We start from the raw sequence: 22,668 nt of genomic DNA, 5'->3' as shown, positions 1-22,668 counted from the left end.
TTCCGGATTTCGGAACGGCGGAGAGGATGGTTATTTATCACGCTTTCGGATTAGAAACGATACGGCGGGCGGAGCAGTCCGCGGTCGGTTATTATCGCGGTTATGAGCTCGCCGGGAGCGACGTCGAAGGCGGGGTTATAAACCTTTACGCCGTCGGGCGCCATCGGCTTATCGTACCACAGCGTCGTGACCTCGCCGGGCGAACGCTGTTCGATGACTATATCATTTCCCGTTGCGCAGGACGGATCTATCGTCGAATACGGGACGGCAACGTAAAAGGGTATGCCGAAATGCTTTGCAGCGACCGCGACGGAGAGCGTGCCCGTTTTATTGGCGGTATCGCCGTTCGCCGCGACTCTGTCGCCGCCGACTATAACCGCGTCGATTTCTCCTTTGGCCATCAGTCCGGCGGCCATGTTGTCGCAGAGCAGGGTGCAGTCGATACCGGCGGAGCAGAGCTCGTAGGCGGTCAGCCGCGCTCCCTGAAGGAGCGGACGCGTTTCGTCGGCGTAGACCTTGAGCCTGACGCCCTTTTCGGCGGCGCGGTAGATCGGCGCGAGCGCGGTGCCGTAGCGGACGGCGGCGAGCCGTCCTGCGTTGCAGTGCGTAAGCACGCGCATTCCGTCGGTGAAAAGCGGAGCGCCGTATTCGCCTATCGCGGTGCAGGAGGCGATATCCTCGTCGATGACGCGCTCCGCCTCGGCCTTCATCGCGGCGACGGAAGCGGCGGGCGAATCCGATGACGCGAGCGCTTTTTCCATACGCTCCAGCGCCCAGAAGAGATTATGCGCCGTCGGGCGCGAAGCGGCGAGGATCGCGATATCGCCGCGCACGGCGGGGTAGAAATCGGCGCCTTCGCGCAGCGCCTTTTTCGCGGCGAGGTAGGCGCCGCAGGCGGCGGCGACTCCTATCGCGGGCGCTCCGCGTACGCGCAGACGTTTTATCGCGTCGGCGATCTCGTCCGTAGTCGTCAGCTCCGCGAAATACTCCTCGTTCGGGAGCAGCGTCTGGTCGATTATGACCAGCGCGCTTTTCGCGTCGTCAAGCCAAAGCGTGTCTTTCAAAACAATCACTCCAAAGAGGTATAATGCGCCGCGAACGGCAGATAATGATAGTATCAAAAATGCGGGAGGAAACAATATGACAAATCTCAGATGCGGCGTAAGGACCTGCGTTAATAACGAAAACCTGCAATGCTGCCTGCCGAAGGTGGACGTGGCCGGCAAGACGGCGACGAACTGCGGCGAGACCTGCTGTATGTCGTTCGGCGAAAGAAAGATGTTCGCCAAAAACTCGATCAACGCGTTCGACGCCGAGCCGGCAACGGATATCGGGTGCGACGCTGAAGGGTGCGCTTATAACAACCGCGGCGAATGCGAAGCGGTGACCGTCAGCATCACCGGCAGAAAGGCGACGAAATGCTACGATACTGAATGCGACAGCTTCCGCCTTCGCCGCTGACGGCGGAAGCGAACGCGGCGCAGGCGCTTTTCAGAGCACTCCGGATACTACTCGGCGCAAACCCGCGTAGTCGCGGCGGCAGTGTACGTGTCTGAAACCGGCGCCGGAGAGCATCGCGCTGACCGGTTCGTATTGCTTGAACCCGATCTCAAAGGCGAGCATACCGCCTTCGCGGAGCAGTCCGGCGGCGTTTTTTGTGATCGCGCGGTAGTATTTCAGGCCGTCGCCGCCGTCGGTGAGCGCGGTTTCCGGCTGCGCGGCTACGTCCGGCGGCAGTCCGGCGTACTCTTCGGCGGTGATATACGGCGGATTCGACAGGATTATATCGTACTTTTCCTCGCTCGTGAAGGTGAGAGCGTTCGCGAACACCGCGTTGCAGCGTTCATTTCCGGAAAGCTCGATATTGCGTTCGAGGTAGTCAAACGCGGCGGGGTAAAGTTCTACGAGGTCGGCGTATACGTTTTTGCAATAGTGCGCGACGGAAATGCCTACGCAGCCGCTTCCGGCGCATAGGTCGAGCAGCCGCACGCGCTTTCCGGCGCTTTTCGCGAAGTCGATGCCGGCTTGCGCGAGGTGCTCGGTATCGGGTGAGGGGATGAAGACTCCTCTGCCTACGAAAAAGGGCAGCGACATAAACTCCCACTGCCCGAGAAGGTATTGCAGCGGCTCTCCGGCCGCGCGTTTTTCTGCGATTTCGCACGCCTCAGCGAAGTCGGACTCGGAGAGCTCGAGCGCGTATTTCAGCGGCAGCTCCGCCGGCTCGCCGCCGATGAAGCGGCAGAGTATCAGCTTCGATTCAAACTGCGGCGCCTCGATGAAAGGGGAGTCGAGCAGCGCACAGACGCGCTCGTAAGCCGTCCTGACGTCAGGCATCTTCGCGCTCCTCCGAGGCGGTCGCTTCGGCAGCGGCATCGTCGGCGATCTCCGCGGCCGTTTCGACGGTTTCCGCCGCGCCGGTGCCGGCGTTTTCGACCGCTTCGGCAATCTTATTTTCGGCGCCTTCGTCCGCTTCTTCGCTCTTTGCTTCACAGCGGTCGAAGTTCGGCACCTCTCTGCCGAGCGCGGCGCACAGGGACGCTATCGCGACCTCTATCTGCGCGTCGTCGGGATTCTTCGTGGTGAAGAACTGCATGGAGAGTCCGGGCGCCGCAAGGATCTTCGTGAACCAGTTGTTGTAACGGCCGAGGAACTTGATTATCTCAAAACCGACGCCCATGATTATCGGCACGCAGGCGATGTTTATGAGGTAACGCATCAGAAGATTATCCCAGTTCACGATGTGCGGGAAGACGAGCTGCATCATAACGAAAAACGCGATGCTGAAAACCAGCATTACGAACAGGAACGACGTCGAGCAGCGCGGATGGAAGCGCGAACATTTTCTGACGTTTTCGACGGTCAGTTCCTGACCGGATTCGAGGCAGTGTATACTCTTGTGTTCGGCACCGTGATACATAAGCGTGCGGCGCACGTCCTTCATCACCGCGCAGAGCGCGAGATAACCTATGAAAATGATTATCTTCAGCACCGCGTGGATTATCGTGACGTAGGTGTCGAAATGCGGGTAATCCTTGCTCCCGAAGAAGAGAAGCCCGAGCTGTTTTGCGAGAAATCCGGGCAGCAGGATAAAGACCGCTATGCATATAATAATGCTCAGGAAGATGCTGATACCGCTTATGAGCTTCATTATATTGCCGCCGGAGATCTTGTTGAGCCACTTCTCGAATCTGCCGGGCTCTTCGGTTTCCTCAATATCCTCGAGCCCGCTCAGCTCCGCGGAGCGCATAAGCGACTTGTATCCCAGCGCAATAGAAGTGGGGAAGCCGAGTATGCCTCTTATAAAAGGGATTTTTGAGAAGAACTTGAAGACCTTGCCGCGCTTTTTAAGCGGCACGTCCTCTATAACGACGTGTCCGTCCGGCTGACGGACCGCCATAACGGTTTTTTCGGGCGAACGCATCATAACGCCCTCGATGAGCGCCTGACCTCCCACGTTCGCGTAGCAGACCTTGTTTTTCTTTGCCATATCGTTTCTCCGTTCTGAAATACTCTGTGTTATTTTATTTGCCGTCCTGCAGAGCCGTCTGCATTATCGGGAATGCAATCATTACAGTCGTACCCTTTTCGGGAACGCTGTCGATCTCGAATTCGCCGCCGTGAAGGTTCACGATGTCGGCGACTATCGCGAGGCCTATTCCGCTGCCGGGACGCGAGCTCGCGCCCTTAAAGAACTTCTGCTTTATCTTCGGAAGATCCTCGGGCGAGATCCCGATGCCGTTATCGGTGAAGACTATACAGACGCGATCTTTCTTTTCGAAGAGGTTTATTTCGACCTTGCCGCCCTCCGGATATGAATACTTGATCGCGTTGTCGAGGATATTGACGAAGACCTGCTTGACTCTGGCGGCGTCTCCGAATACCGGAGAACAGTTCTCCGGAGCCGTAAGCACCAGCGAAATGTTGTTTTTCTTCGCCCTTTCTTCAAACATCAGCACGGTTTCCTCAAGCTCGGCGATGACGTCAAGCCTGGTCATATTCAGCGTCATATTGCCGTTCTGGAGCCGTGAAAAGTCGAGCAGCTCCGAGACCATCGCGGAAAGGCGCGTGCTCTCTGACGAAATGACCTTCATACCCTTTTCAATCATATCGTCGCTGCGCATATTAGGATCGGAAAGCGTTTCGCTCCAGCCGCGAATAGCGGTAAGCGGGGTGAGCAGCTCGTGCGAAATGGAAGAGGTGAAATCGTTTTTCATCGCTTCGGACGCGCCGAGCGCGGCCGCCATGTTGTTTATCTCGTGCGCGAGATCTCCGATCTCATCGGGGTACTTATCGTCGATGCGGACTGAAAAGTCGTTCTGCGCTATTTTCTTTGTGGTGTCTGTTATCGTCGCAAGCGGCTTGATTATTGATTTTACGAAGTATCTGCCTGAGAAGTAGCAGGCGAGCAGGAGCAGTATCCCGAAGCTGGACAGCAGCAGTATTACCGAAAGCACGCGCCCCTGGATACCGCGCATCGAAATAACGTAGCGCAGTACGCAGGCTACCTTGTCGCCGACCTTGACCGAACGGGAAACCGCTATGACGTTTTCGCCGTACGAGTTGCTCCCGACGAAACTGCCGGTGTCGGAGGCGAGCGCGGCCATAACGTCGTCCGGATAGTCGGTATCCGAGGCGAAGCCGCTCGACGTCAGCGTCACGCGGCCGACGGAGTTGGCGACCATCAGTTCGATCCTGTCCTTCTGCGCGTAGTCTTCAACGTACGTGCGCACGCTTTCGATAAGATCCGGTTCCTTTGTATAAAAGTTCTCGAAGTACGCTCCGTCGCTTTCCGCCTTGTTCATAAGCGTTTGCCGCGCGGATGAAACGTAGTATCCGCGTACCGCAAGAGAGCCCGCGACGATAAGCACGCATATCGTTACGAACACGATAGTGAAGATATTGATAACCCATCTGCGGGTTATGCCGGATTTCAGGATTTTGAAACCCACTTGTAACCGTACCCCCACACTTTGATTATCGTTCTCGGATCGGAGGGATCGTCCTCCACCTTCATGCGAAGTCTGCGTATGTTGACGTCGACGACCTTAAGGTCGCTGTGGTATCCGTCACCCCAAACGGTATCGGAAATGGTTTCACGGCTGATCGCCACGTCCGGATTCTCAAAGAAGAGTTTGAGCATAAGATACTCAACCTGCGTCAGCTCGATCCGCTCGTCGTTTTTGATGAGCGTGCGCGTCAGTCCTATCAGTCTGAAACGCCCGCATTTGAAATCTTCTCCCGCGCGTTCGGAGCGTTCGAATTTTCCGCTTACTCTGCGGTAAAGCGCATCGACGCGCGCCACGAGCTCGGAGGGGGAGAAGGGTTTAGTGATGTAGTCGTCCGCGCCGAGCATCAGTCCGCTGACGCGGTCAATCTCCTGCGAACGCGCCGAGAGCATGATGACCCCGGAGTCCGTGGAGCGCTCCCTTATGCTGCGGCAGACGGCGAAGCCGTCGATGCCGGGAAGGTTTATGTCGAGAAGGTATAGCGCGAATCCGGAGGGCTTGCTTTCGATGATGCTCAGCGCCTCCTCGCCGGTCGAGGCCTCGACGATGTCGTAGCCCGCGCGTTTCAGGTTTATGACTATAAAGTCGCGTATCGTAGCTTCGTCTTCAAGAACGAGTATGTTTTTCATGTTTGCCTCCTGTGTGATGTGAATGCAGGTTTGTTAAACGCGTGTTTATCAACCGGTTGAAAGCGGCAGGACTATCCTGGTGATTTCGTCAATATCGAGCTTGCGCCCGTTGAAGGACTCCGCGGCGGTTTTCGCGGTTATTATATAGCCGCCGGTCCTGAAAAGTATTGTGTATCCCTCGGAGGCCGCTTCGGCGCCGTCCTCTTCTGCGAAACGCTTTATGTAAAAGATCGGATCGCCGGTCAGGCTGCCGTTCGCGCTGCGGACCGTATAGAGCGCGTCTTCGGGATTGACCTCTACCGTCAGGGTATTGCGGTTTTCTTCGAGCACTTTGATATAGAAGCCGTATGAAAGGCTGACTATCGAGCTGACGTCCGTTGTGAAGATACCGTTTTCCACCGTACACCAGTCGGTCCTGTAACGGACGGTGGGCGAGTCGGCGTCATAATCCGGGAGCGGGGAGCATATGGGGAATTCGACTATGGTATCCTGATCGATATCCATACAGTATACGGCGTTGGCGCGGAGCGTCGGATTGTCGCTAAGGGCGGGGAAGAGCAGGTCGAGCGAATCGCCGCTGTACTGTATGACCTGTGTCACGTACTCGCCGCTGTTGAGCCTCGCGTCGAGGAAGACGGCGGGACTGCCTTCGCCGATTTTGCCGCTGAGCATGCTGACGTAGGACGAGACTCCGCTGTAAAGCTCTGCCGATTTTTCCGCAACGATCGCGCCGTTACTGCTTTCGATGACCGTGAAGGTGGTCTTGGGCGTCTCGCCCTCGACGTCGGGATCGCCGCTCGTGGAAATGACCGCGATCTCGTCCGCGGCGTCGGAGTTGAGGTTTACCTTCAGCATATACGAATAAGGCGCGGAGAAGAGTTGCTTATACCCGTCCTCGGAGAAGCCGTAAATACTCAGACCTTTAACGGATGCTTCCGCAGATCGCGGGGATTCTCCCAGCGAAATGTCCCAGCCGACCGCCAGTTCGAAGGCGCCGTCGCCGTCGATGTCGGCGAGCTCGCAGCGGTATATCTCGGAGCAGTCGGCGTTGATTTCCGTGATCTGCCTCCATTCGTCGTCAACGCTGTCGAAAAAGTGGAGCTGGACCGTAGTCATTCCGCCGAGCAGGCAGAAGACCGCCGCTTCATCGGAGCCGTCTCCGTCCATATCCGCAAAGATGACGGAGGAACGTATCGAGCCGGTGTGCGGATGCTTCAGCGTATATTCCGCTCCGATAACGGATTTGAGCGCGTCAAGCAGCGCCTGCTGCTCCTCGCCCAAACGGGGAGGCTGGAACAGGTCGCTTATCTCGCCTTCATATAGCGAGCAGCCGGAAGCCGCGAGAAGCAGCGCCAGCGTCAATATAACTATCATCGCTTTCTTGAACATACCTATCTCCGAATCCGGCAGGGCATAATCCTACCTATACATATTGCATTATATCAGATACGTTTTGTGATATCAAGTGTAAACGAAAAAAATCCGGGGGAAATATTTTTTCAAAAGACGTATTGAACGGAGCAGCTTTTTATGATAAAATAACAGCAGATATAACGGACGTTGGGGCGAGAAGATGGAGTTCCGAAAAGAAAACAACGGAATATACTGCGGCTCGTGCGGGATCAACCTTCCGTTGACGCTGGATTGCGGGCAGGCGTTCCGCTGGCGTCCTTACGGAGACGGGTTCCGCGCCGCGGTCGGAGACAAGCTGATAACCGTTGCCGAACGCGCCGGCGGACTGTTTTTTTCGGCAGACTGCGATACCGGCCTGCTTGCCGCCGCGGTAACGTCATACTTTGACCTCGACCGCGACTACGCGGAGATCGAACGCGTTATCTCCGCCGATCCCTATGTCGCGGAGGCGATGAACACCTGCCGCGGCCTCCGCATACTGAAGCAGGAGCCATTCGAGGCGCTCATCTCGTTCATTATTTCGCAGAACAACAATGTCCCGCGCATAAAAAACATAGTAGAAACGCTCTGCGGCTGCTTCGGCACGCCGCTCGGCGACGGTATAAGCTCGTTCCCGTCGGCTGAAAAGCTCGCCTCACTGAGCGAGGAAGACCTCGCGCCGCTGCGCTGCGGATACCGCGCGCGCTACATAATCGAAGCGGCGCGGAAGGTCGCGTCCGGCGAGCTTGACCTCTCCGCCGCGGCGGCCGCGGACGAGGAAACGTGTATGCTCGCGCTGAAGGGCGTTACCGGCGTCGGCGATAAAGTCGCCGCCTGCGTTATGCTATACGGACTCGGGCGTCTCGACTCCTTCCCGATGGACGTCTGGATGAAGCGTGTCGTGCGCGTGCTGTACGACGGTTCGATCGACGTTCGCGGGCATTTCGGCGGCTACGCGGGAGTCGCGCAGCAGTACCTTTTCGTTCTCGCAAGGCAGGAGAAATATCTCGATAGATTCGGCAAATAATAAACATCGAAAGGATGCGTTTGTATGAAGCTTCTCATCACCGGCGGCGCCGGCTACATAGGCAGTCACACCTGTGTTGAACTACTTAACGCCGGTCACGACGTCGTAGTCGTCGACAACCTCGCCAACTCGAAGTCTGCGGCGCTGGAGCGCGTAAAAGAGATAACGGGAAGGGATTTCTCCTTCCGCAAAGTCGACCTGCTCGACCGCGAAGCGCTTGAGAAAGTCTTTGCCGACGAGCGCCCGGAAGGCGTTATCCACTTCGCCGGCCTGAAGGCGGTGGGCGAGTCCGTCGCCAAGCCGCTTGAGTACTACCACAACAACATCGTCGGCACGATAAACCTGCTTGAGATGATGCGCAAATACGACGCGAAGCGCCTTGTTTTCTCGTCCTCCGCGACGGTGTACGGCGATCCCGCGTCGGTGCCGATAACGGAGGATTTTCCGCTTTCCGTCACCAACCCCTACGGAAGAACGAAGCTGATGATAGAGGATATCCTCCGCGATCTTTACCGTTCGGACGACAGCTGGAGCATCGTGCTGCTGCGTTACTTCAACCCGGTCGGAGCGCACGAAAGCGGCAGGATAGGCGAAGACCCCGCCGGCATACCGAATAACCTTATGCCGTACATCTCGCAGGTCGCGGCCGGCAAGCTGAAGCGCCTGCGCGTTTTCGGAAACGACTACCCGACTCCGGACGGCACGGGCGTTCGCGATTACATCCACGTCGTCGATCTCGCCAAGGGACACATCGCGGCGCTGAAAAAGCTTTCCGCAAACGGCATTTATACCTACAACCTCGGTACCGGAAGGGGATACAGCGTTCTCGACGCGGTAAAGGCTTTCGAGAAGGCGAACGGTCTCGAGATTCCGTACGACATAGTTGAACGCCGTCCCGGCGACATCGCAGAGTGTTACGCCGACCCCGCGCTCGCTGAAAAGGAACTCGGCTGGCACGCGGAAAAGGACCTCGTCGATATGTGCCGCGACGCGTGGAACTGGCAGAAAAACAACCCGGACGGTTATCCCGAAGACTGACCGGAGGGTTAAGCAGCGGCGCTTGTTGAATAAGCGCGTATAACGGTTAAAAATGATCCGCGTTTCCGATCGGAAGCGCGGATCATTTGTTAATAATTATTCGGCGGACAGTCTCATCCGAGGCTGCTTTCGTCCGCGAGTTTCGCGGCGACACGGAGGATCTTCAGCGCGTCGTTGACGGTGATATCGCCGTCGCCGTCGGTGTCGCCGATCAGCATATCCTCATCGGACGCCGCAGCCAGTTTCGCGGCGATACGCAGCGCCTTCAGCGCGTCGTTGACGGTGATCTCGCCGTCCTTGTCCATATCGCCCTTCTTGACCGCGGGAGGCGTTTCGCCTTTGATGGTGAAGGAGACGGTCGTTTCCTTATCGCCGTTGACGACCGTGACTGTGTATTCACCGGGCGCGCTGACTACGGTACTCTGCTCGATCGGTTCGCCGTTGAGCGTTGCCGTGCCGACGTTCCAGGTCAGCGTGACGGCTGCGTCATATTCGCCGCCGTTGGCTACGCCGTAAACGATCGGTCTTTCATAAACCGTTTCGCCGCCGGTTACGGTGAAGTTGACCTCGGTGACCTTGTCGCCGTTGATCAGCTTGATGGTGTGCTCGCCGTTTTCCGATATGCCGTCGCCGTAGGTGAAATACTTGCCGTCGAGCATCGCGTTGCCGAGGTTCCACATCGGCACGAAGTCTCCCTCGGAGACGTCGACGGTCTGGCCGTTGACGAGGTTGGAGAAGGCGGGCTGAACGTTGGTCGTACGCGCGGTCCCGGTGTACGCCTGCATACCGGTGATGTAGACCTGGAGCCCCTGCTTGATCTGTCCGTCGAAGCGGAAGATGTAGAAGCGGATCTCGTGGAGGCGTATCGGTTCGCCGTGGGTCCAGTCGTCATAGTGGTCGAAGTAGTTCCACGGGATGTAGATCCAGCCGCTGCCGGTGGGCGGGAGCGGGATATCTATCGCGTGCATTTCGAACAGCGGGTTTATGTCGCAGCAGGACATACCGACGCGGAATGTGCCGCCGGAGACAAGGCTGACGTCGTTGACGCCTACCCAGACGAGGAAGCCGTCCGAACCGGTCAGATCCCCGACGAGCTTATCGCCGCTGTAGGGCTCGATGAATATCGGGCTGCCGGCGCCGTTGCGGTACATGGACTTGAACTGGAGCACACCGTGCTCGTCGCCCTCGCCGGAGGACATATCCACAAGGGACTCCATCAGCAGCGCCTGATCGTAGCCTTCGGGAAGGATCGGAGCGTCCTTTTTCTTCACGAGGGTGTATCTGACGTTCGGAGTACGGTCGCCGCTCGCTTTGGAAAGATCGCGGCCGGAGTAGTCTTCAAAACTGAAGAAGCCTTTTTCGATAGCTCCGCTGTGGGTAATCGGAATAAGTCCGGCAATGGCGTTTTCAAGGTCGGCGCAGATGCGCTGACAGTCTTCGGAGGTGATGTTGTCCTCGACTGCTTCTTCGGCGACGTCAATAACGGACTTAAGGGCGTTATACGACGTTGCGACGTAGTTGCCGCGCCAGTAGTTCTTTGCGCAGCTGATCAGCGAGTAGAGATAGTTGAGTTCATCGAGAGTAGCGCCGGGGCCGATCAGGAAGAGCTTGTTTACTCTGTAATTGATCTCTTCGACCGCGGCGTCGACTTCGTCCTGCGTTACGCCGTAGCGGTCAAACAGCGCCTCGGCGTTGCTGAGGGCGATCTGAAGCTTTTCCCAGGAGCGCGGAGTATAGTCGGCCTCGTTGAGGGTATCGACGTACGCGCGCGTCTTGTTGAAGACGGAAATCAGCTCGTTCATATCGGCGTTCTGCAGGCTCCAGTTGAAGGCGTGCAGGTCGGAAACAAAGTAGAACACCTGACGCAGATCCTCGAACTGAATGCCGAAATAGTCGAGCCTGTCGAGGTAATCGAAGATCTCGGAGCCGGTGTCGGTGGTTTCGTAGAAGCTGCTCCAGGACGCGGAAACGTATCCGCTCCGTCCCGCTTCCATCGGACGGGATATGCCCCAGTCCTCGACCGCGAATTCGGCTTCGCCGGCGGTACCGACGATAATCTGCATCGATGAGGGAACGAGCTCGTCCGGATTCTTCAGCCAGAAGCGGATGCCGTTGGTGTCGCTCAGGTCGGCGCCGAAGGGGTTCTTGACCGCAACTTCCTCGCCGTCCTCTTCGACGGTGCTCTTAAAGCAGCTCCAGCCGTAGTAGGGTTCGGCGTAAGTGCTGTCGCCGTTCGCTATTATTTCGAGAGTGTAATCATCGGGGCCGACGCCTTCCTCGGCGAACACGACGGGATCGAGCGAGACGCCGCCGTCGGATATCGCCTCGAGGTCTTCGTCGGTCCAGACGCCGAAGCCGTTGAGTTCTACGGGGGCTCTGCCGGGGAACATCGGCAGCATCGTGTTTATCGCGTCGAAAAGCTCGCGCGCCATCGCGTCGACCTCGCGCTGCGTGTAGGCGGTCTGAAGGTTCTCGTCGAGAAGCATTTCATAAGCGCGGAGATAGACCTCGGTCGCGTCGGCGTAGCTTTCCTCGGTGTAAGCCTCGGGATCGAGCGCGTCAAAAGCGTCGATCGCTTCGGCGAGCTCGTCCGGATGAATGCGGGAGTCTCTGTAGGCGCAGAAGTCGCCAATGTAATAAACGTCGCCGTCGGAAGCGGAGCCGATGGTGATGGAAATCGCGTTTATGTGGGGAAGCGCATTATAGGGGAGCGGACGCTTGCCGTTGCCGCTGAAAACGGAGTAGTTCTTTCCGTCGTCATGCTTCCAGAACCAGTCGATCTGCTCGAAGTCGGTTTTGAAATCGAAGTAGAGGTAGCCGTCCGCGTCGGGAGTTTTGCTCGCTTCGAAGCAGAAGCCGTTCATCGCGTCCTCCATATCCGGGTCGTCGCCGGTGTAATAAGAGGTCGGGCCGGCGTACGGCAGGCAGAACAGATTGATCTTGACATTGCCGATCCATTCTCCCTCGCCGTTGTGGGCGACCCAGAAGCAGAAGCCGGTATCGTCGGAGAAATCGCGTCCTCCGGCGAAAGTAGCGCCGCTTGAAGGAGCCTTTTTCGCGCACCACTGGAGGTTGATGGGGTTGTTGTCGGGGTTTATCTCGCCGATGTTGAGCGTGACGAAGGAACCGATCGTTATGTGACCGGGATAATCGCCGGGCTTGCTGTTGATGACGTCGATTTTCGTTACCTTATCGACGTTCGCCGGAGCGTAGGAGGGCACGTCGCCCTGTGAGAGCGACAGCCCGGGATTGTAGATCTCGGTCAGATCCTGCGAGGTGAACTCGCTCCAGCCGGGGAGCTTGATGTAATTGTAATAGTCATAATACACCGCGCCTGCGGTGATCACTCCGCCGAACAGCGTCGCGACGCCGAACGCCGAAAACGCGAACACCAGCGAGAGGATCGTTGCGAGTGTTTTCTTAAACATAAAACTGCCTTCCTTTCTTTTGGATAATAAAATGCGCAAGTGAGAATCCCGGCGGGAAGCTCCCGTCGGATTGGCCGGTCCCCGTTTCCGAACGGGGCAACGGCGATAACAGCGACGGTCCGCACGCACGCCTGTCGCGAAAGGCGGCGGGATACCCCAGACTCCGGCAAAGCCGCGGCGGCCGCACGCTTTGACGCACGGCGGGTCTGTGTGGGCGCCTCTGTTCAACAGCGAACGGCGTCAGTACGCCCGCGCTGCGATTCACACTCCTTTCAGAACTTGATATCTATACAAATAATATCACGGGGACTAAAAAAAGTAAATACTTTTGTGTAAAAAACACAAAAAACGCCGCGACTTTTTAACAGGAAAATATTTTCCCGGATTTTTTACAAAAAGCATTTACACGGAGAAGAAAGAGTGCTAAAATACTTTTTGTATGTTTAGCACACTACTTTAATCAAAAACGGAGGAAGAAAAATGGCAAGACAAAGAAAATCCATGGACGGCAACACCGCGGCCGCGCACGTCAGTTACGCGTTCACGGAAGTAGCCGCGATCTACCCGATAACGCCCTCGAGCGTTATGGCGGAGCTGACTGATTCCTGGTCGGCCGGCGGGCTGAAGAACATCTTCGGCGACAAGGTCAAGGTTATGGAGATGCAGTCCGAAGCCGGCGCCGCCGGTACGGTTCACGGAAGCCTCGCGGCGGGCGCGCTCACCACGACCTACACCGCTTCGCAGGGACTTCTGCTCATGATCCCGAATATGTATAAGATCGCGGGCGAGCTGCTGCCGAACGTTATCCACGTTTCCGCGCGCTGCGTCGCTTCTCACGCGCTGAACATCTTCGGCGACCACTCCGACATCTACGCCTGCCGCCAGACCGGCTACGCGATGCTCGCCGAGAGCAACCCGCAGGAGGTCATGGACCTCGGCGCCGTTGCGCACCTTTCCACCATCAAGGGCAGAGTGCCGTTCATCAACTTCTTTGACGGTTTCCGCACCTCCCACGAGATCCAGAAGATCGAAGTCTGGGATTACGCCGACCTCGAAGAGATGATTGATAAGGATGCGATTGCGGAGTTCCGCGCCCGCTCTATCAACCCCGAGCACCCCGTGCTCCGCGGCTCCGCCGAAAACGGCGACATCTTCTTCCAGCACAGAGAGGCGTGCAACAAGTATTATCAGGAGCTCCCCGCCGTCGTCGAGGAGTATATGAACAAGGTCAACGCCAAGATCGGCACCGACTATAAGCTCTTCAACTACTACGGCGCTCCGGACGCGGAGAGAGTCATCGTCGCGATGGGCTCCTTCTGCGACGTCGCCGAAGAAGTCATCGACTATATGCTCGCGCAGGGCGAGAAGGTTGGCCTCGTGAAGGTCCGCCTTTACAGACCCTTCGTCGCGGACAAGTTCTTCGCCGCCATCCCGAAGACCGTCAAGGCGATCGCCGTCATGGACCGCACGAAGGAGCCCGGCTCCCTCGGCGAGCCGCTTTACCTCGACGTCGTAGCCGCGCTTAACATGAACGGCTACACCGGCAAGGTCGTCGGCGGCCGCTACGGCCTCGGCTCGAAGGATACTCCTCCGTCCAGCGTCTTCGCTGTATATGAGAACCTCAAGGCCGACAAGCCGAAGCACAGCTTCACCGTCGGCATCGTCGACGACGTGACCGGCCTCTCCCTCGAGGAGAAGCCTGCGCCCGACACCGCCGCGCCCGGCACTATCTCCTGCAAGTTCTGGGGCCTCGGCGGCGACGGCACCGTCGGCGCGAACAAGAACTCCATCAAGATCATCGGCGACCACACCGATAAATACATCCAGGCGTACTTCCAGTACGACTCCAAGAAGACCGGCGGCGTCACGATCTCGCACCTGCGTTTCGGCGACAGCCCCATCAAGTCTCCTTACTACATCACTAAGGCGAACTTCGTCGCCTGCCACAACCCGTCCTACATGATCAAGGGCTACAAGATCGTCAACGACGTCAAGCCCGGCGGAATCTTCCTGCTGAACTGCCAGTGGACTCCCGAAGAGATCGAAACGCATCTGCCCGCCGAGGCGAAGCGCTACATCGCCGAGAACGGCATCCACTTCTACACCGTCAACGCCATCGACAAGGCGAGAGAGATCGGTATGGGCAAGCGCACCAACACGATCCTGCAGTCCGCGTTCTTCGCGCTCGCGAACATCATGCCCATCGACGAGGCGGTCACCTTCATGAAGGAAGCGGCCAAGAAGTCCTATATGAAGAAGGGCGAAGCGGTCGTCGAAATGAACTATAAGGCCATCGACGCCGGCGTCGACGCCATCGTCAAGGTCGACGTTCCCGAGAGCTGGAAGACCATCGAGGTCAAGCCGCAGGAAGTCGCCATCGAAGGCAAGCGCCCCGAGCTGGTCAAGTTCGTCAAGGACATCGTCGTTCCGGTCTCCAAGATGAACGGCGACAGCCTGCCGGTATCCAAGTTCGTGCCTCACGTCGACGGCACCTTCCCGCAGGGAGCCGCCGCTTACGAGAAGCGCGGCGTTGCGGTGGACGTCCCCGAGTGGATCCCCGAGAACTGCCTGCAGTGCAACCAGTGCGCCTACGTCTGTCCGCACGCCACCATCCGCCCCTTCGCGATGAGCAAGGAGGAAGCCGCCGCGGCTCCCGCCTCCACGAAGACCGCGCAGATGAAGGGCAAGGGCTGCGAGGACTACGTCTTCACCATGAGCGTCAGCCCGCTCGACTGCATGGGCTGCGGACTCTGCGTCAACATCTGCCCCGCGAAGGAAAAAGCGCTTAAGATGGTCCCGCAGGAGAGCCAGAAGGAACAGCAGGCTGCGTTCGACTACGCCGTCGCGAACGTGACGAAGAAGGAGACCCCCTTCGCCGACACGACCGTCAAAGGCAGCCAGTTCAATCAGCCGCTGCTTGAGTTCTCCGGCTCCTGCGCCGGCTGCGCCGAAACCTCCTACGCGCGCCTCATCACCCAGCTTTTCGGTGAGAGAATGTATATCTCCAACGCGACCGGCTGCTCCTCCATCTGGGGCGGCTCCGCGCCCGCCACGCCTTACACCGTCAACCGCGACAGCGGCAGGGGACCGGCGTGGGCGAACAGCCTCTTCGAAGACAACGCCGAGCACGGCCTCGGAATGTACCTCGGCCAGAAGACCATCAGACTGCGCCTCATCGGCTACGTCAAGGAGCTCGCCGAGAAGGTCGAAGACGCCGATAAGAAAGCGGTCATCGACCGCTACCTCGAGACCGTCAACGACGGCAAGGCCAACGACGCCGCCGCGAAGGCGCTCGTCGAAATGCTCGAGAAGTGCGACTGCGAGCTCGGCAGGAAGATCCTCGCCGAGAAGGATTACCTCTCCAAGAAGTCCGTATGGATCTTCGGCGGCGACGGCTGGGCTTACGACATCGGCTTCGGCGGCCTCGACCACGTTCTCGCCTCCGGCGAAGACGTGAACGTCATGGTCTTCGATACCGAAGTCTACTCCAACACCGGCGGTCAGGCCTCCAAGGCCAGCCAGATCGGTCAGGTGGCGCAGTTTGCCGCGGCCGGCAAGGCGATCGGCAAGAAGGACCTCGCGCAGATCGCGATGTCCTACGGCTACGTCTACGTCGCGCAGATCGCGATGGGCGCCGACATGAACCAGACCATTAAGGCGCTGCAGGAAGCGGAAGCCTATCCGGGTCCGTCCCTCATCATCGGCTACTCGCCCTGCGAAATGCACGGCGTCAAGGGCGGCATGACCAACAGCCAGTCCGAGATGAAGAAGGCCGTCGAGGCCGGTTACTGGCAGATGTTCCGCTTCAACCCCGCGCTGAAGGCGGAGGGCAAGAACCCCTTCACGCTGGACAGCAAGGAGCCGACCGCGGACTACATCGAGTTCATCAAGAACGAGACCAGATACACCCGCCTCATGCAGGCGTCGCCCGAGAGAGCGGAAGAGCTCTTCAACAAGGCGAAGGAAAACGCCGCGAAGAAGTATCAGCACCTCCTCAAGCTCAAGGAGCTGTACGAATAATCATTGCGGAAGCGCAAACGGAACAGCCCGGCGGAGATTTCCGTCGGGCTGTTTTAACTATCATTATATTAAGAAAGGAGCGCTCCCGGTCGGGAACGCTCCTTTTGATATGTTCGCGTTTGCGCGCTGTTTATTACTGCGCGTCTTTGTCGTCGAAGATATCGCCGCACTCGGGGCAGAACTTCGGCGGATGCTCCGGATCCGCGGGGGTCCAGCCGCACTTGTCGCACTTATAGAGCTTCGCTCCGGCCGGCTTCGGCTTGCCGCACTCGGCGCAGAACTTGCCCTGATTGACGGCGCCGCATTCGCAGGTCCAGCCCTGGACGGGAGCCGGCTTCGGCTTGCCGCAGTTCGAGCAGAACTTCGCGGTGTTCTCCGCGCCGCACTCGCACTTCCACGCGTCCGCGGCCTGCTGCGCCTGCTGCTGAGCCATCTGCTGTTGCTGCTGCTGAACGCCGGCGGCATAGAAGTTCTGAGCCGCGGCGAATCCGCCGCCGTTTCCGCCGGCGCCGCCCGCCATGTTCATGCCGAGGAAGCCGGTGAAGGCGCCGTTCGGGTTGTTCGCGGCGTTCTCCATCGCGGTAGCGGTGGCGTTAGTCATACGTCCGGCCATCATGAAGGCGTTGGAGCCCATGGTCGCGGCGTCTTCCATCTCGTTGATCTTCTTCATATCCTCTTCGGTGAGGGTAATCGGATTCAGCGCGATCTTTTCAACCGTGATGCCGCGGGCGTCCACCCATTCGTTCTGGAGCGCCTGGTTCATCGCGGTCTTCAGCTCGACCGACTTCGCGGGGAGCTGCGCCGGACGCAGTCCGAGGTCGGACATCGAGGCGAGCGCCGGAGTCAGCGCGTCGATGAACTCGGTCTTCAGCTGCTGGTCGATGCGGTCTCTGGTGTAGTCGCTCTCAACGTTGCCGCAGACTCTGGAGTAGAAGACGAGCGGGTTGGTGATCGTGTAGGAATACACGCCGTTGCATCTGACCTGAACGGTCCTTCTCATGTTGATGTCCTTGTTGACGACGTCGAACATGATGGGGTTCGGAGTGCCGAACTTGTTGCCCATGATCTCCTTCGTGTTGAAGAAGTAGATGCGCTGGTCGTGGCCGGTGTCGCCGCCCATGGCGAAACGCTTGCCGATGAGCTTGAAGGTCTCCTTCAGCGAGGTTCCGAACTTGCCGGCGAAGAGGCTGGGCTCGGTGGAGGAGTCGTAGATGAATTCGCCGGGCTCGCCGGAGAACTCAACGACCTTGCCCTGATCGACGATGATCATGAACTGACCCTCGTTGACGGCAATCTTCGAGCCGTTGGAAATGATGTTGTCGCTGCCTTTGGTGTTGCTGCTGCGCTTGCCGTTGACGACCTTCTGTCCCTTGGTGACGAGGACGTTCTCCGGCAGAGCTTCGCAGTAGAAGAATTCCTTCCACTGATCGGCGAGAACTCCGCCCAGGGCGCCGAGGCCCGCTTTAATAAGTCCCATTGTAACATCTCCCTTTATGATATTTTGGTATTGCTTTTCTTTATTCGGCGGTCAGCCGCCTATATACGATATATATTATAACTCCGCGCGTATATTTCGTCAAGTGGTTTGATAAAAAAACAGATGCGGGCATATGGGTGGTAGTAATTCCTTTTATTGTCTAAAAGACACTTAAGATTAAACTATGCTAATAAACCAAAATAATATTTGACATATCATATTTTGTTATGTTATGATATTTTATGAATAAAAAGATGGAATAAGGGGCGCGGACTATTATGATAAAAAAAGGTATTAATGACGGTTTCTATTTTTGTTGTATTATTTGTTCTTGAGGCCGCTATTTCACCAACATATGTATTTACTTCAGTTCCGCCTGAGTTATACTATGATTATCCCGTCGTTTTTTCTTGATGATACCTAATGGATAGAGGAGGTTGAGTGAAGTGAGAAAAAGTATCGGCCTGATTATAACCTCGATAATAGTGGTGGTTCTGCTGTTTTTGGCTCCCGCACATGTCGCTGCGGTCAATAATGATTATCCGAAGATTTCTTTTGAGTCTGAACGTGATATCATTTATCTTCCGATAGGTGACAGTATTGAATTGAGAATAAATAATCCGATGGTTTTGCCTACGTCTTGGAACCCTATGGATTTTTCTTTCACGAGAGTTGAGGGGCACGTTGCTATCTTTACGCTTTGGAGATCAACTCGATCCGACGTCGTTGATTTCACGTCTGCTCACAAGCAAAAGTGGCCATCGGATTACGACACTGATCCGATGGAAGATGAGGATGCCTGCTCCGACTGGTATGATAAGTACGAAGTGTATCTTGATTACGATTTTTCGGAAAAGGACGTATATGTAACTTCCGAGGTGTCGCCGTATATGCCGGGTTATATGTATTCGGCTGAAATCGAGGCAAAGTCAAAAGGTGTTGCGGATATTAAGGTTGCTATATGGGAGCACCGGTGTTACTGGACGTCGAGAGGCGTACAGCGCATAAGAACCTTCCTCCCGTGCGACGTGGACGACGACGGGGAAGTGACGGTTTCCGACGCACTGCTTGCGTTGCGTATGTACGTGTTTGAATACGACCTGCCGAAAAACATTACCGGCGAAGACGTGGTCGAGGATCCTTATCTCAACGTCTGCTGGATACGCAACCCGGAGAATCCTGATTTCATCGGGCGCCTCGTGGCGTCTTACGCCTGCGACGAAGGAGAAGAGGAGTACAATGAGCTTACGATAGCCGACGCGCTCGCGATACTCCGCAGAGCCGTCGGTCTCAGATGAGAAAATATTTTCAAAAAACGCTTGACAAAACCGAAACGGATGATATAATAGTCGGGTAAAGGAACGGGCGACCGTTCCGGAAAGCAGAACCGCCGGAAGTTCTCGCCGGCCGTGACACGATTCGCGGCGGCCATACGGACCATATCAGAGATGGACCTTGTGCAGACGGCTGTTTTGCGCAAGGTTTGTTTTATACTGGAGGTGTTTGATATCGCAAAGGAGATGCTTTTGAACGAGCAGATAAGAGCGGCTGAACTCCGCGTTGTCGATTCCGACGGAACGCAGCTCGGCATCATGTCGAGCAGGGAGGCCCTGGATATCGCGGTCGGCAAAGGGCTCGATCTCGTTATGATCGCCCCGAACGCGGCTCCGCCCGTCTGCCGCATTATGAACTACGGCAAGTATAAGTTCGAGCAGGCCAAAAAAGAAAAGGATCAGCGCAAGAACCAGAAGACCATCGAGTTGAAAGAGATCCGTCTGTCGTACAACATCGACGTGCACGATTTCGACACCAAGCTCAATCAGGCGAAGAAGTTCCTCTCCGCCGGAAACAAGCTCAAGGTCTCGATCCGCTTCCGCGGCCGCGAGATGGCGCATACCGCGCTGGGGCAGGAGCGTATGGAACGCTTCGCTGCGAACCTTTCCGAGCTGGCGTCGGTCGACCGCGCGCCGAAGCTCGAGGGGCGCAACATGATGATGTTCCTTACCCCCAAGCCCGTCAAGCCCGAAAAGGCAAAGAAACCACAGGAGTCAGAACAAAACTAACATAAAGGAGAATTACCATGCCTAAGATCAAGACGCACAGAGGAGCGGCGAAACGCTTTAAGGTTACGAAGAACGGTAAGGTCAAGATGTTCCACGCCTACAAGTCGCACATTCTGAACAAGAAGTCGACCAAGAGGAAGAGAAACCTGAGGAAGCCCACGATCGCGACACCCGCGAACGAAGCCAACCTCAGAAAAATGATGCCTTACAAATAAGAAACAAAGGCGTAACCGCCGAACAATAAAGGAGAGTTTACAATGGCAAGAGTTAAGGGCGCAGTAACCACCAGAAAAAGAAGGAGAAAGATCCTGAAGCTCGCGAAGGGTTACAGAGGCGCGAAATCCAAGCTTTTCAAAACAGCTAATCAGGCAGTCACAAAGTCACTCGTTTACGCATATATAGGCAGAAAGCAGAAGAAGCGCAATTTCCGTCAGCTTTGGATCGCGCGTATTTCCGCCGCCTGCAGAGCGAACGGCACCAATTATTCCACGTTTATGAACAATCTCAAGAAGGCCGGCGTCGAGCTGAACAGAAAGATGCTTTCCGAAATGGCCATAAGCGATAAAGAAGGCTTTTCCGCGCTGATTGAAAAGGTTTCGAAGTAATTTCGAAGCCTTTTCGGCATTTTTCAGCACAGAAAAGAACGTCGCGAATCAGCGGGGTGAAACGGTTGAAGAAGCTTCTGACCGTGACCGCCCCGGGCAACGAGGCGGTCAAATCCATCGCTAAGCTGTCATCGTCGAAGAAGGCAAGGGACGAAGCCCGCGCCTTCGTCGCAGAGGGCAGAAAGCTCGTGGAAGAGGCGCTTGCGGGCGGCTGCGAACTGCTCGAGCTGTTCGTGCTCAAGGACGCGCTCGGCGCGTACGAGGCGCTTTTTCCGTCGGTCAGCGGCACCGTCTACGCGGTGACGCAGCCGATAATGAACAAAATAACAGAAAGCAAAACGCCGCAGGACATTACGGCGGTTTTTGCGTATAAATCTTCGGGTTTGCCGAAAGACGGCCGCAGATACCTCTGCCTCGAGCGGGTGCAGGAGCCCGGCAACGTCGGCGCGCTCATCAGAAGCGCGTCCGCGTTCGGCTTCGACGGCGTCGTCCTTTCCGCCGACTGCGCCGACGTTTATTCCGTCAAGGCGCTGCGCGGCGCGATGGGCGCGACGTTCAGACTTCCCGTGGTGTCGGTCGCCGACCTTCGCGGCTTCGTGCGCGAAATGCGCGGAGCGGGCTTCAAAGCTTACGCCGCCGCGCTGAACGCGGACGCCGTTTCGCTCGGAAGCGTCGGCTTCGCGGATAAGCTGCTGCTTCTGATCGGCAACGAGGGCAACGGGCTCGACGGCGAAACCGTCGCGGCGTGCGACGAAGCTGTCCGTATCCCGATGGCGCAGGGGACGGAGTCCCTCAACGCCGCCGTCGCGGGGGGCATACTGATGTGGGAGGTATCCGGATGGAAGTGAGGTCTGCGATCTGGCTTTCCGAAAGGATAGCTCCCGCCACGAGGACGATGGATACGCTCCTCAAGGCCTTCGGCGGCTGCGAAGCCGTCTACGCCGCGGAGAAAAACGACTACCTCGCCGCCGGAGTCACGAACGAGAAGGCGCTGAAAGCGTTGCTCGATAAAGACCTGAAATCCGCCGGAGATACGCTCGAACGCTGCGAACGCCTCGCCATACGCCTGATCCCGTACGCCTCGGATGAGTATCCCGAGCGCCTTGCGAACGTATACGCGCCGCCTGCGCTGCTTTACGCGCAGGGCGAACCGCTCGACGCGGACTCGCGTCCGCTCATATCGATTGTCGGAACGCGCGACTGCACCGAATACGGCCGCAAAGCCGCCTACGTTATGGCGGGCAAGCTCGCCGCGCGCGGCTTCTGCGTCGTCAGCGGACTCGCGGTAGGCATCGACGCCGCCGCTCTCGCCGGCGCCGTCCGCGCGGACGGAAGCACGGTCGGCGTGCTCGGCTGCGGACTGGCGAAGAACTATCCCGCCGAGAACTTCGGGCTCCGCCGCGCGATGATGAAGCGCGGAACGGTGATCTCCGAATACGCTCCGACCGCCAAGATCGGCAAAGGCAATTTCCCGCTGCGGAACCGCATAATGGCGGGCATCTCCGTCGGAACGCTCATCGTCGAGGCGCCGGAAAACAGCGGAGCGCTTATAACCGCAAACTACGCGCTCGAATACGGCAGAGACGTTTTCGCCGTTCCGGGCAACATCAATTCCTACGAAAGCGTAGGCAGCAACAGACTGATAAGAGACGGCGCCGTCGCCGTGACGGACGTCGACGATATCGTCAGGGAATACGTCCGGCTTTTCCCGCAGATAGGGAAGAAGCCGGAGAAAAAAGGAACGCCGCAGCGCGCCGACGACGCGGAGCTGAACGAGCGGGAGAAGCTGCTGCTTTCCGCGCTCGCGACGGAGCCGGCGCCGCTTGAGGAAATCCTCGCCAAGACAGGACTGAGCGTGCAGGAGGCGCTTTCCGCGCTTTCGATGCTCGAGATAAAGGGAAGATGCAAGTCTCTCCCAATGAAGAAGTTTTCGCTTTAACACGTTAATAATCCCGGCTCCAAGGAGCTTGCCGGAGCGATCCG

18 protein-coding genes are annotated in these 22,668 nt (G+C 57.3%); 10 read left to right on the top strand and 8 right to left on the bottom strand.

Features of this window, described 5'->3' with window-relative positions; genetic code table 11:
- Positions 1-50: 50 nt before the first annotated feature.
- On the bottom strand, positions 51-1,073 hold the full coding sequence (gene mtnA, locus J5441_02970; GenBank protein MBO4934116.1) for an S-methyl-5-thioribose-1-phosphate isomerase: 1,023 nt from the start codon (positions 1,071-1,073) through the stop codon (positions 51-53).
- Between the two features lie 67 nt (positions 1,074-1,140).
- Here mtnA and J5441_02965 point away from each other — a divergent pair, with 67 nt between their 5' ends.
- A complete protein-coding gene (locus J5441_02965; protein ID MBO4934115.1) occupies positions 1,141-1,461 on the top strand; it encodes a DUF1540 domain-containing protein in 321 nt (106 codons plus the stop codon).
- A gap of 30 nt (positions 1,462-1,491) precedes the next feature.
- On the opposite strand, the gene prmC is transcribed toward J5441_02965, so the two are convergent.
- Genes prmC through J5441_02940 form a run of 5 tightly spaced genes read right to left on the bottom strand, consistent with a single transcriptional unit; the run spans position 1,492 to position 7,024 of the window.
- Positions 1,492-2,334, bottom strand: a complete 843-nt coding sequence (gene prmC, locus J5441_02960) for a peptide chain release factor N(5)-glutamine methyltransferase (GenBank protein MBO4934114.1) — start codon at positions 2,332-2,334, stop codon at positions 1,492-1,494.
- Positions 2,327-3,487 carry a DUF1385 domain-containing protein gene (locus J5441_02955; GenBank protein ID MBO4934113.1) on the bottom strand — a complete coding sequence of 387 codons (1,161 nt, stop codon included), beginning with the start codon at positions 3,485-3,487 and terminating at the stop codon, positions 2,327-2,329. The genes prmC and J5441_02955 overlap by 8 nt, the downstream gene beginning before the upstream one ends.
- 34 nt (positions 3,488-3,521) lie before the next feature.
- Positions 3,522-4,949: a HAMP domain-containing histidine kinase gene (locus J5441_02950; GenBank protein ID MBO4934112.1), complete on the bottom strand. Its 1,428-nt coding sequence runs from the start codon at positions 4,947-4,949 to the stop codon at positions 3,522-3,524.
- Positions 4,931-5,635 carry a response regulator transcription factor gene (locus J5441_02945; protein ID MBO4934111.1) on the bottom strand — a complete coding sequence of 235 codons (705 nt, stop codon included), beginning with the start codon at positions 5,633-5,635 and terminating at the stop codon, positions 4,931-4,933. The genes J5441_02950 and J5441_02945 overlap by 19 nt, the downstream gene beginning before the upstream one ends.
- 48 nt (positions 5,636-5,683) lie before the next feature.
- On the bottom strand, positions 5,684-7,024 hold the full coding sequence (locus tag J5441_02940) for a hypothetical protein (GenBank protein MBO4934110.1): 1,341 nt from the start codon (positions 7,022-7,024) through the stop codon (positions 5,684-5,686).
- 184 nt (positions 7,025-7,208) lie between these two features.
- On the opposite strand from J5441_02940, the gene J5441_02935 reads away from it, so the two are divergent.
- Both J5441_02935 and galE read left to right on the top strand, forming a co-directional pair.
- Positions 7,209-8,054, top strand: coding sequence for a DNA-3-methyladenine glycosylase 2 family protein (locus tag J5441_02935; protein ID MBO4934109.1), 846 nt, complete (start codon positions 7,209-7,211; stop codon positions 8,052-8,054).
- A gap of 24 nt (positions 8,055-8,078) precedes the next feature.
- The gene (galE, locus tag J5441_02930) at positions 8,079-9,092 is read left to right on the top strand and encodes a UDP-glucose 4-epimerase GalE (protein MBO4934108.1); all 1,014 of its coding nucleotides are present in this window, start codon (positions 8,079-8,081) and stop codon (positions 9,090-9,092) included.
- A gap of 113 nt (positions 9,093-9,205) precedes the next feature.
- Here the strand turns inward: galE and J5441_02925 are convergent, their stop codons facing one another.
- Positions 9,206-12,520: an FIVAR domain-containing protein gene (locus tag J5441_02925; protein ID MBO4934107.1), complete on the bottom strand. Its 3,315-nt coding sequence runs from the start codon at positions 12,518-12,520 to the stop codon at positions 9,206-9,208.
- Between the two features lie 480 nt (positions 12,521-13,000).
- Here J5441_02925 and nifJ point away from each other — a divergent pair, with 480 nt between their 5' ends.
- Entirely contained in the window at positions 13,001-16,540 is a 3,540-nt protein-coding gene (gene nifJ / locus J5441_02920) for a pyruvate:ferredoxin (flavodoxin) oxidoreductase (GenBank protein MBO4934106.1), read from the top strand.
- Between the two features lie 133 nt (positions 16,541-16,673).
- On the opposite strand, the gene J5441_02915 is transcribed toward nifJ, so the two are convergent.
- On the bottom strand, positions 16,674-18,017 hold the full coding sequence (locus J5441_02915; GenBank protein MBO4934105.1) for an SPFH domain-containing protein: 1,344 nt from the start codon (positions 18,015-18,017) through the stop codon (positions 16,674-16,676).
- Between the two features lie 782 nt (positions 18,018-18,799).
- On the opposite strand from J5441_02915, the gene J5441_02910 reads away from it, so the two are divergent.
- From J5441_02910 to dprA, 6 genes are all read left to right on the top strand, one after another.
- On the top strand, positions 18,800-19,315 hold the full coding sequence (locus J5441_02910; protein MBO4934104.1) for a hypothetical protein: 516 nt from the start codon (positions 18,800-18,802) through the stop codon (positions 19,313-19,315).
- 150 nt (positions 19,316-19,465) lie between these two features.
- The gene (gene infC, locus J5441_02905) at positions 19,466-20,080 is read left to right on the top strand and encodes a translation initiation factor IF-3 (protein MBO4934103.1); all 615 of its coding nucleotides are present in this window, start codon (positions 19,466-19,468) and stop codon (positions 20,078-20,080) included.
- A gap of 17 nt (positions 20,081-20,097) precedes the next feature.
- Entirely contained in the window at positions 20,098-20,295 is a 198-nt protein-coding gene (gene rpmI, locus J5441_02900; protein MBO4934102.1) for a 50S ribosomal protein L35, read from the top strand.
- A 42-nt stretch (positions 20,296-20,337) separates the two neighbouring features.
- The gene (gene rplT / locus J5441_02895) at positions 20,338-20,685 is read left to right on the top strand and encodes a 50S ribosomal protein L20 (protein MBO4934101.1); all 348 of its coding nucleotides are present in this window, start codon (positions 20,338-20,340) and stop codon (positions 20,683-20,685) included.
- Between the two features lie 65 nt (positions 20,686-20,750).
- Entirely contained in the window at positions 20,751-21,533 is a 783-nt protein-coding gene (locus J5441_02890; GenBank protein MBO4934100.1) for an RNA methyltransferase, read from the top strand.
- Complete coding sequence (gene dprA, locus J5441_02885; protein ID MBO4934099.1) at positions 21,524-22,624, top strand: DNA-processing protein DprA; 1,101 nt, start codon at positions 21,524-21,526, stop codon at positions 22,622-22,624. The genes J5441_02890 and dprA overlap by 10 nt, the downstream gene beginning before the upstream one ends.
- Positions 22,625-22,668 lie beyond the last annotated feature (44 nt).

The sequence above is a fragment of the Clostridia bacterium genome, assembly GCA_017620395.1.
Taxonomy (GTDB): domain Bacteria; phylum Bacillota; class Clostridia; order Oscillospirales; family RGIG8002; genus RGIG8002.
The sequence above is the reverse complement of the archived record's forward strand: the minus strand, read 5'-3'. Positions and strand labels throughout refer to the sequence as shown.

Bases quoted from the DNA above. Each gene is read 5' to 3' on its own strand.
- J5441_02965 (MBO4934115.1), top strand. From the start codon at position 1,141: ATGACAAATCTCAGATGCGGCGTAAGGACCTGCGTTAATAACGAAAAC.
- prmC (MBO4934114.1), bottom strand. From the start codon at position 2,334: ATGCCTGACGTCAGGACGGCTTACGAGCGCGTCTGTGCGCTGCTCGAC.
- J5441_02955 (MBO4934113.1), bottom strand. From the start codon at position 3,487: ATGGCAAAGAAAAACAAGGTCTGCTACGCGAACGTGGGAGGTCAGGCG.
- J5441_02945 (MBO4934111.1), bottom strand. From the start codon at position 5,635: ATGAAAAACATACTCGTTCTTGAAGACGAAGCTACGATACGCGACTTT.
- J5441_02940 (MBO4934110.1), bottom strand. From the start codon at position 7,024: ATGTTCAAGAAAGCGATGATAGTTATATTGACGCTGGCGCTGCTTCTC.
- J5441_02935 (MBO4934109.1), top strand. From the start codon at position 7,209: ATGGAGTTCCGAAAAGAAAACAACGGAATATACTGCGGCTCGTGCGGG.
- galE (MBO4934108.1), top strand. From the start codon at position 8,079: ATGAAGCTTCTCATCACCGGCGGCGCCGGCTACATAGGCAGTCACACC.
- J5441_02925 (MBO4934107.1), bottom strand. From the start codon at position 12,520: ATGTTTAAGAAAACACTCGCAACGATCCTCTCGCTGGTGTTCGCGTTT.
- nifJ (MBO4934106.1), top strand. From the start codon at position 13,001: ATGGCAAGACAAAGAAAATCCATGGACGGCAACACCGCGGCCGCGCAC.
- J5441_02915 (MBO4934105.1), bottom strand. From the start codon at position 18,017: ATGGGACTTATTAAAGCGGGCCTCGGCGCCCTGGGCGGAGTTCTCGCC.
- J5441_02910 (MBO4934104.1), top strand. From the start codon at position 18,800: ATGGAAGATGAGGATGCCTGCTCCGACTGGTATGATAAGTACGAAGTG.
- infC (MBO4934103.1), top strand. From the start codon at position 19,466: ATGGACCTTGTGCAGACGGCTGTTTTGCGCAAGGTTTGTTTTATACTG.
- rpmI (MBO4934102.1), top strand. From the start codon at position 20,098: ATGCCTAAGATCAAGACGCACAGAGGAGCGGCGAAACGCTTTAAGGTT.
- rplT (MBO4934101.1), top strand. From the start codon at position 20,338: ATGGCAAGAGTTAAGGGCGCAGTAACCACCAGAAAAAGAAGGAGAAAG.
- dprA (MBO4934099.1), top strand. From the start codon at position 21,524: ATGGAAGTGAGGTCTGCGATCTGGCTTTCCGAAAGGATAGCTCCCGCC.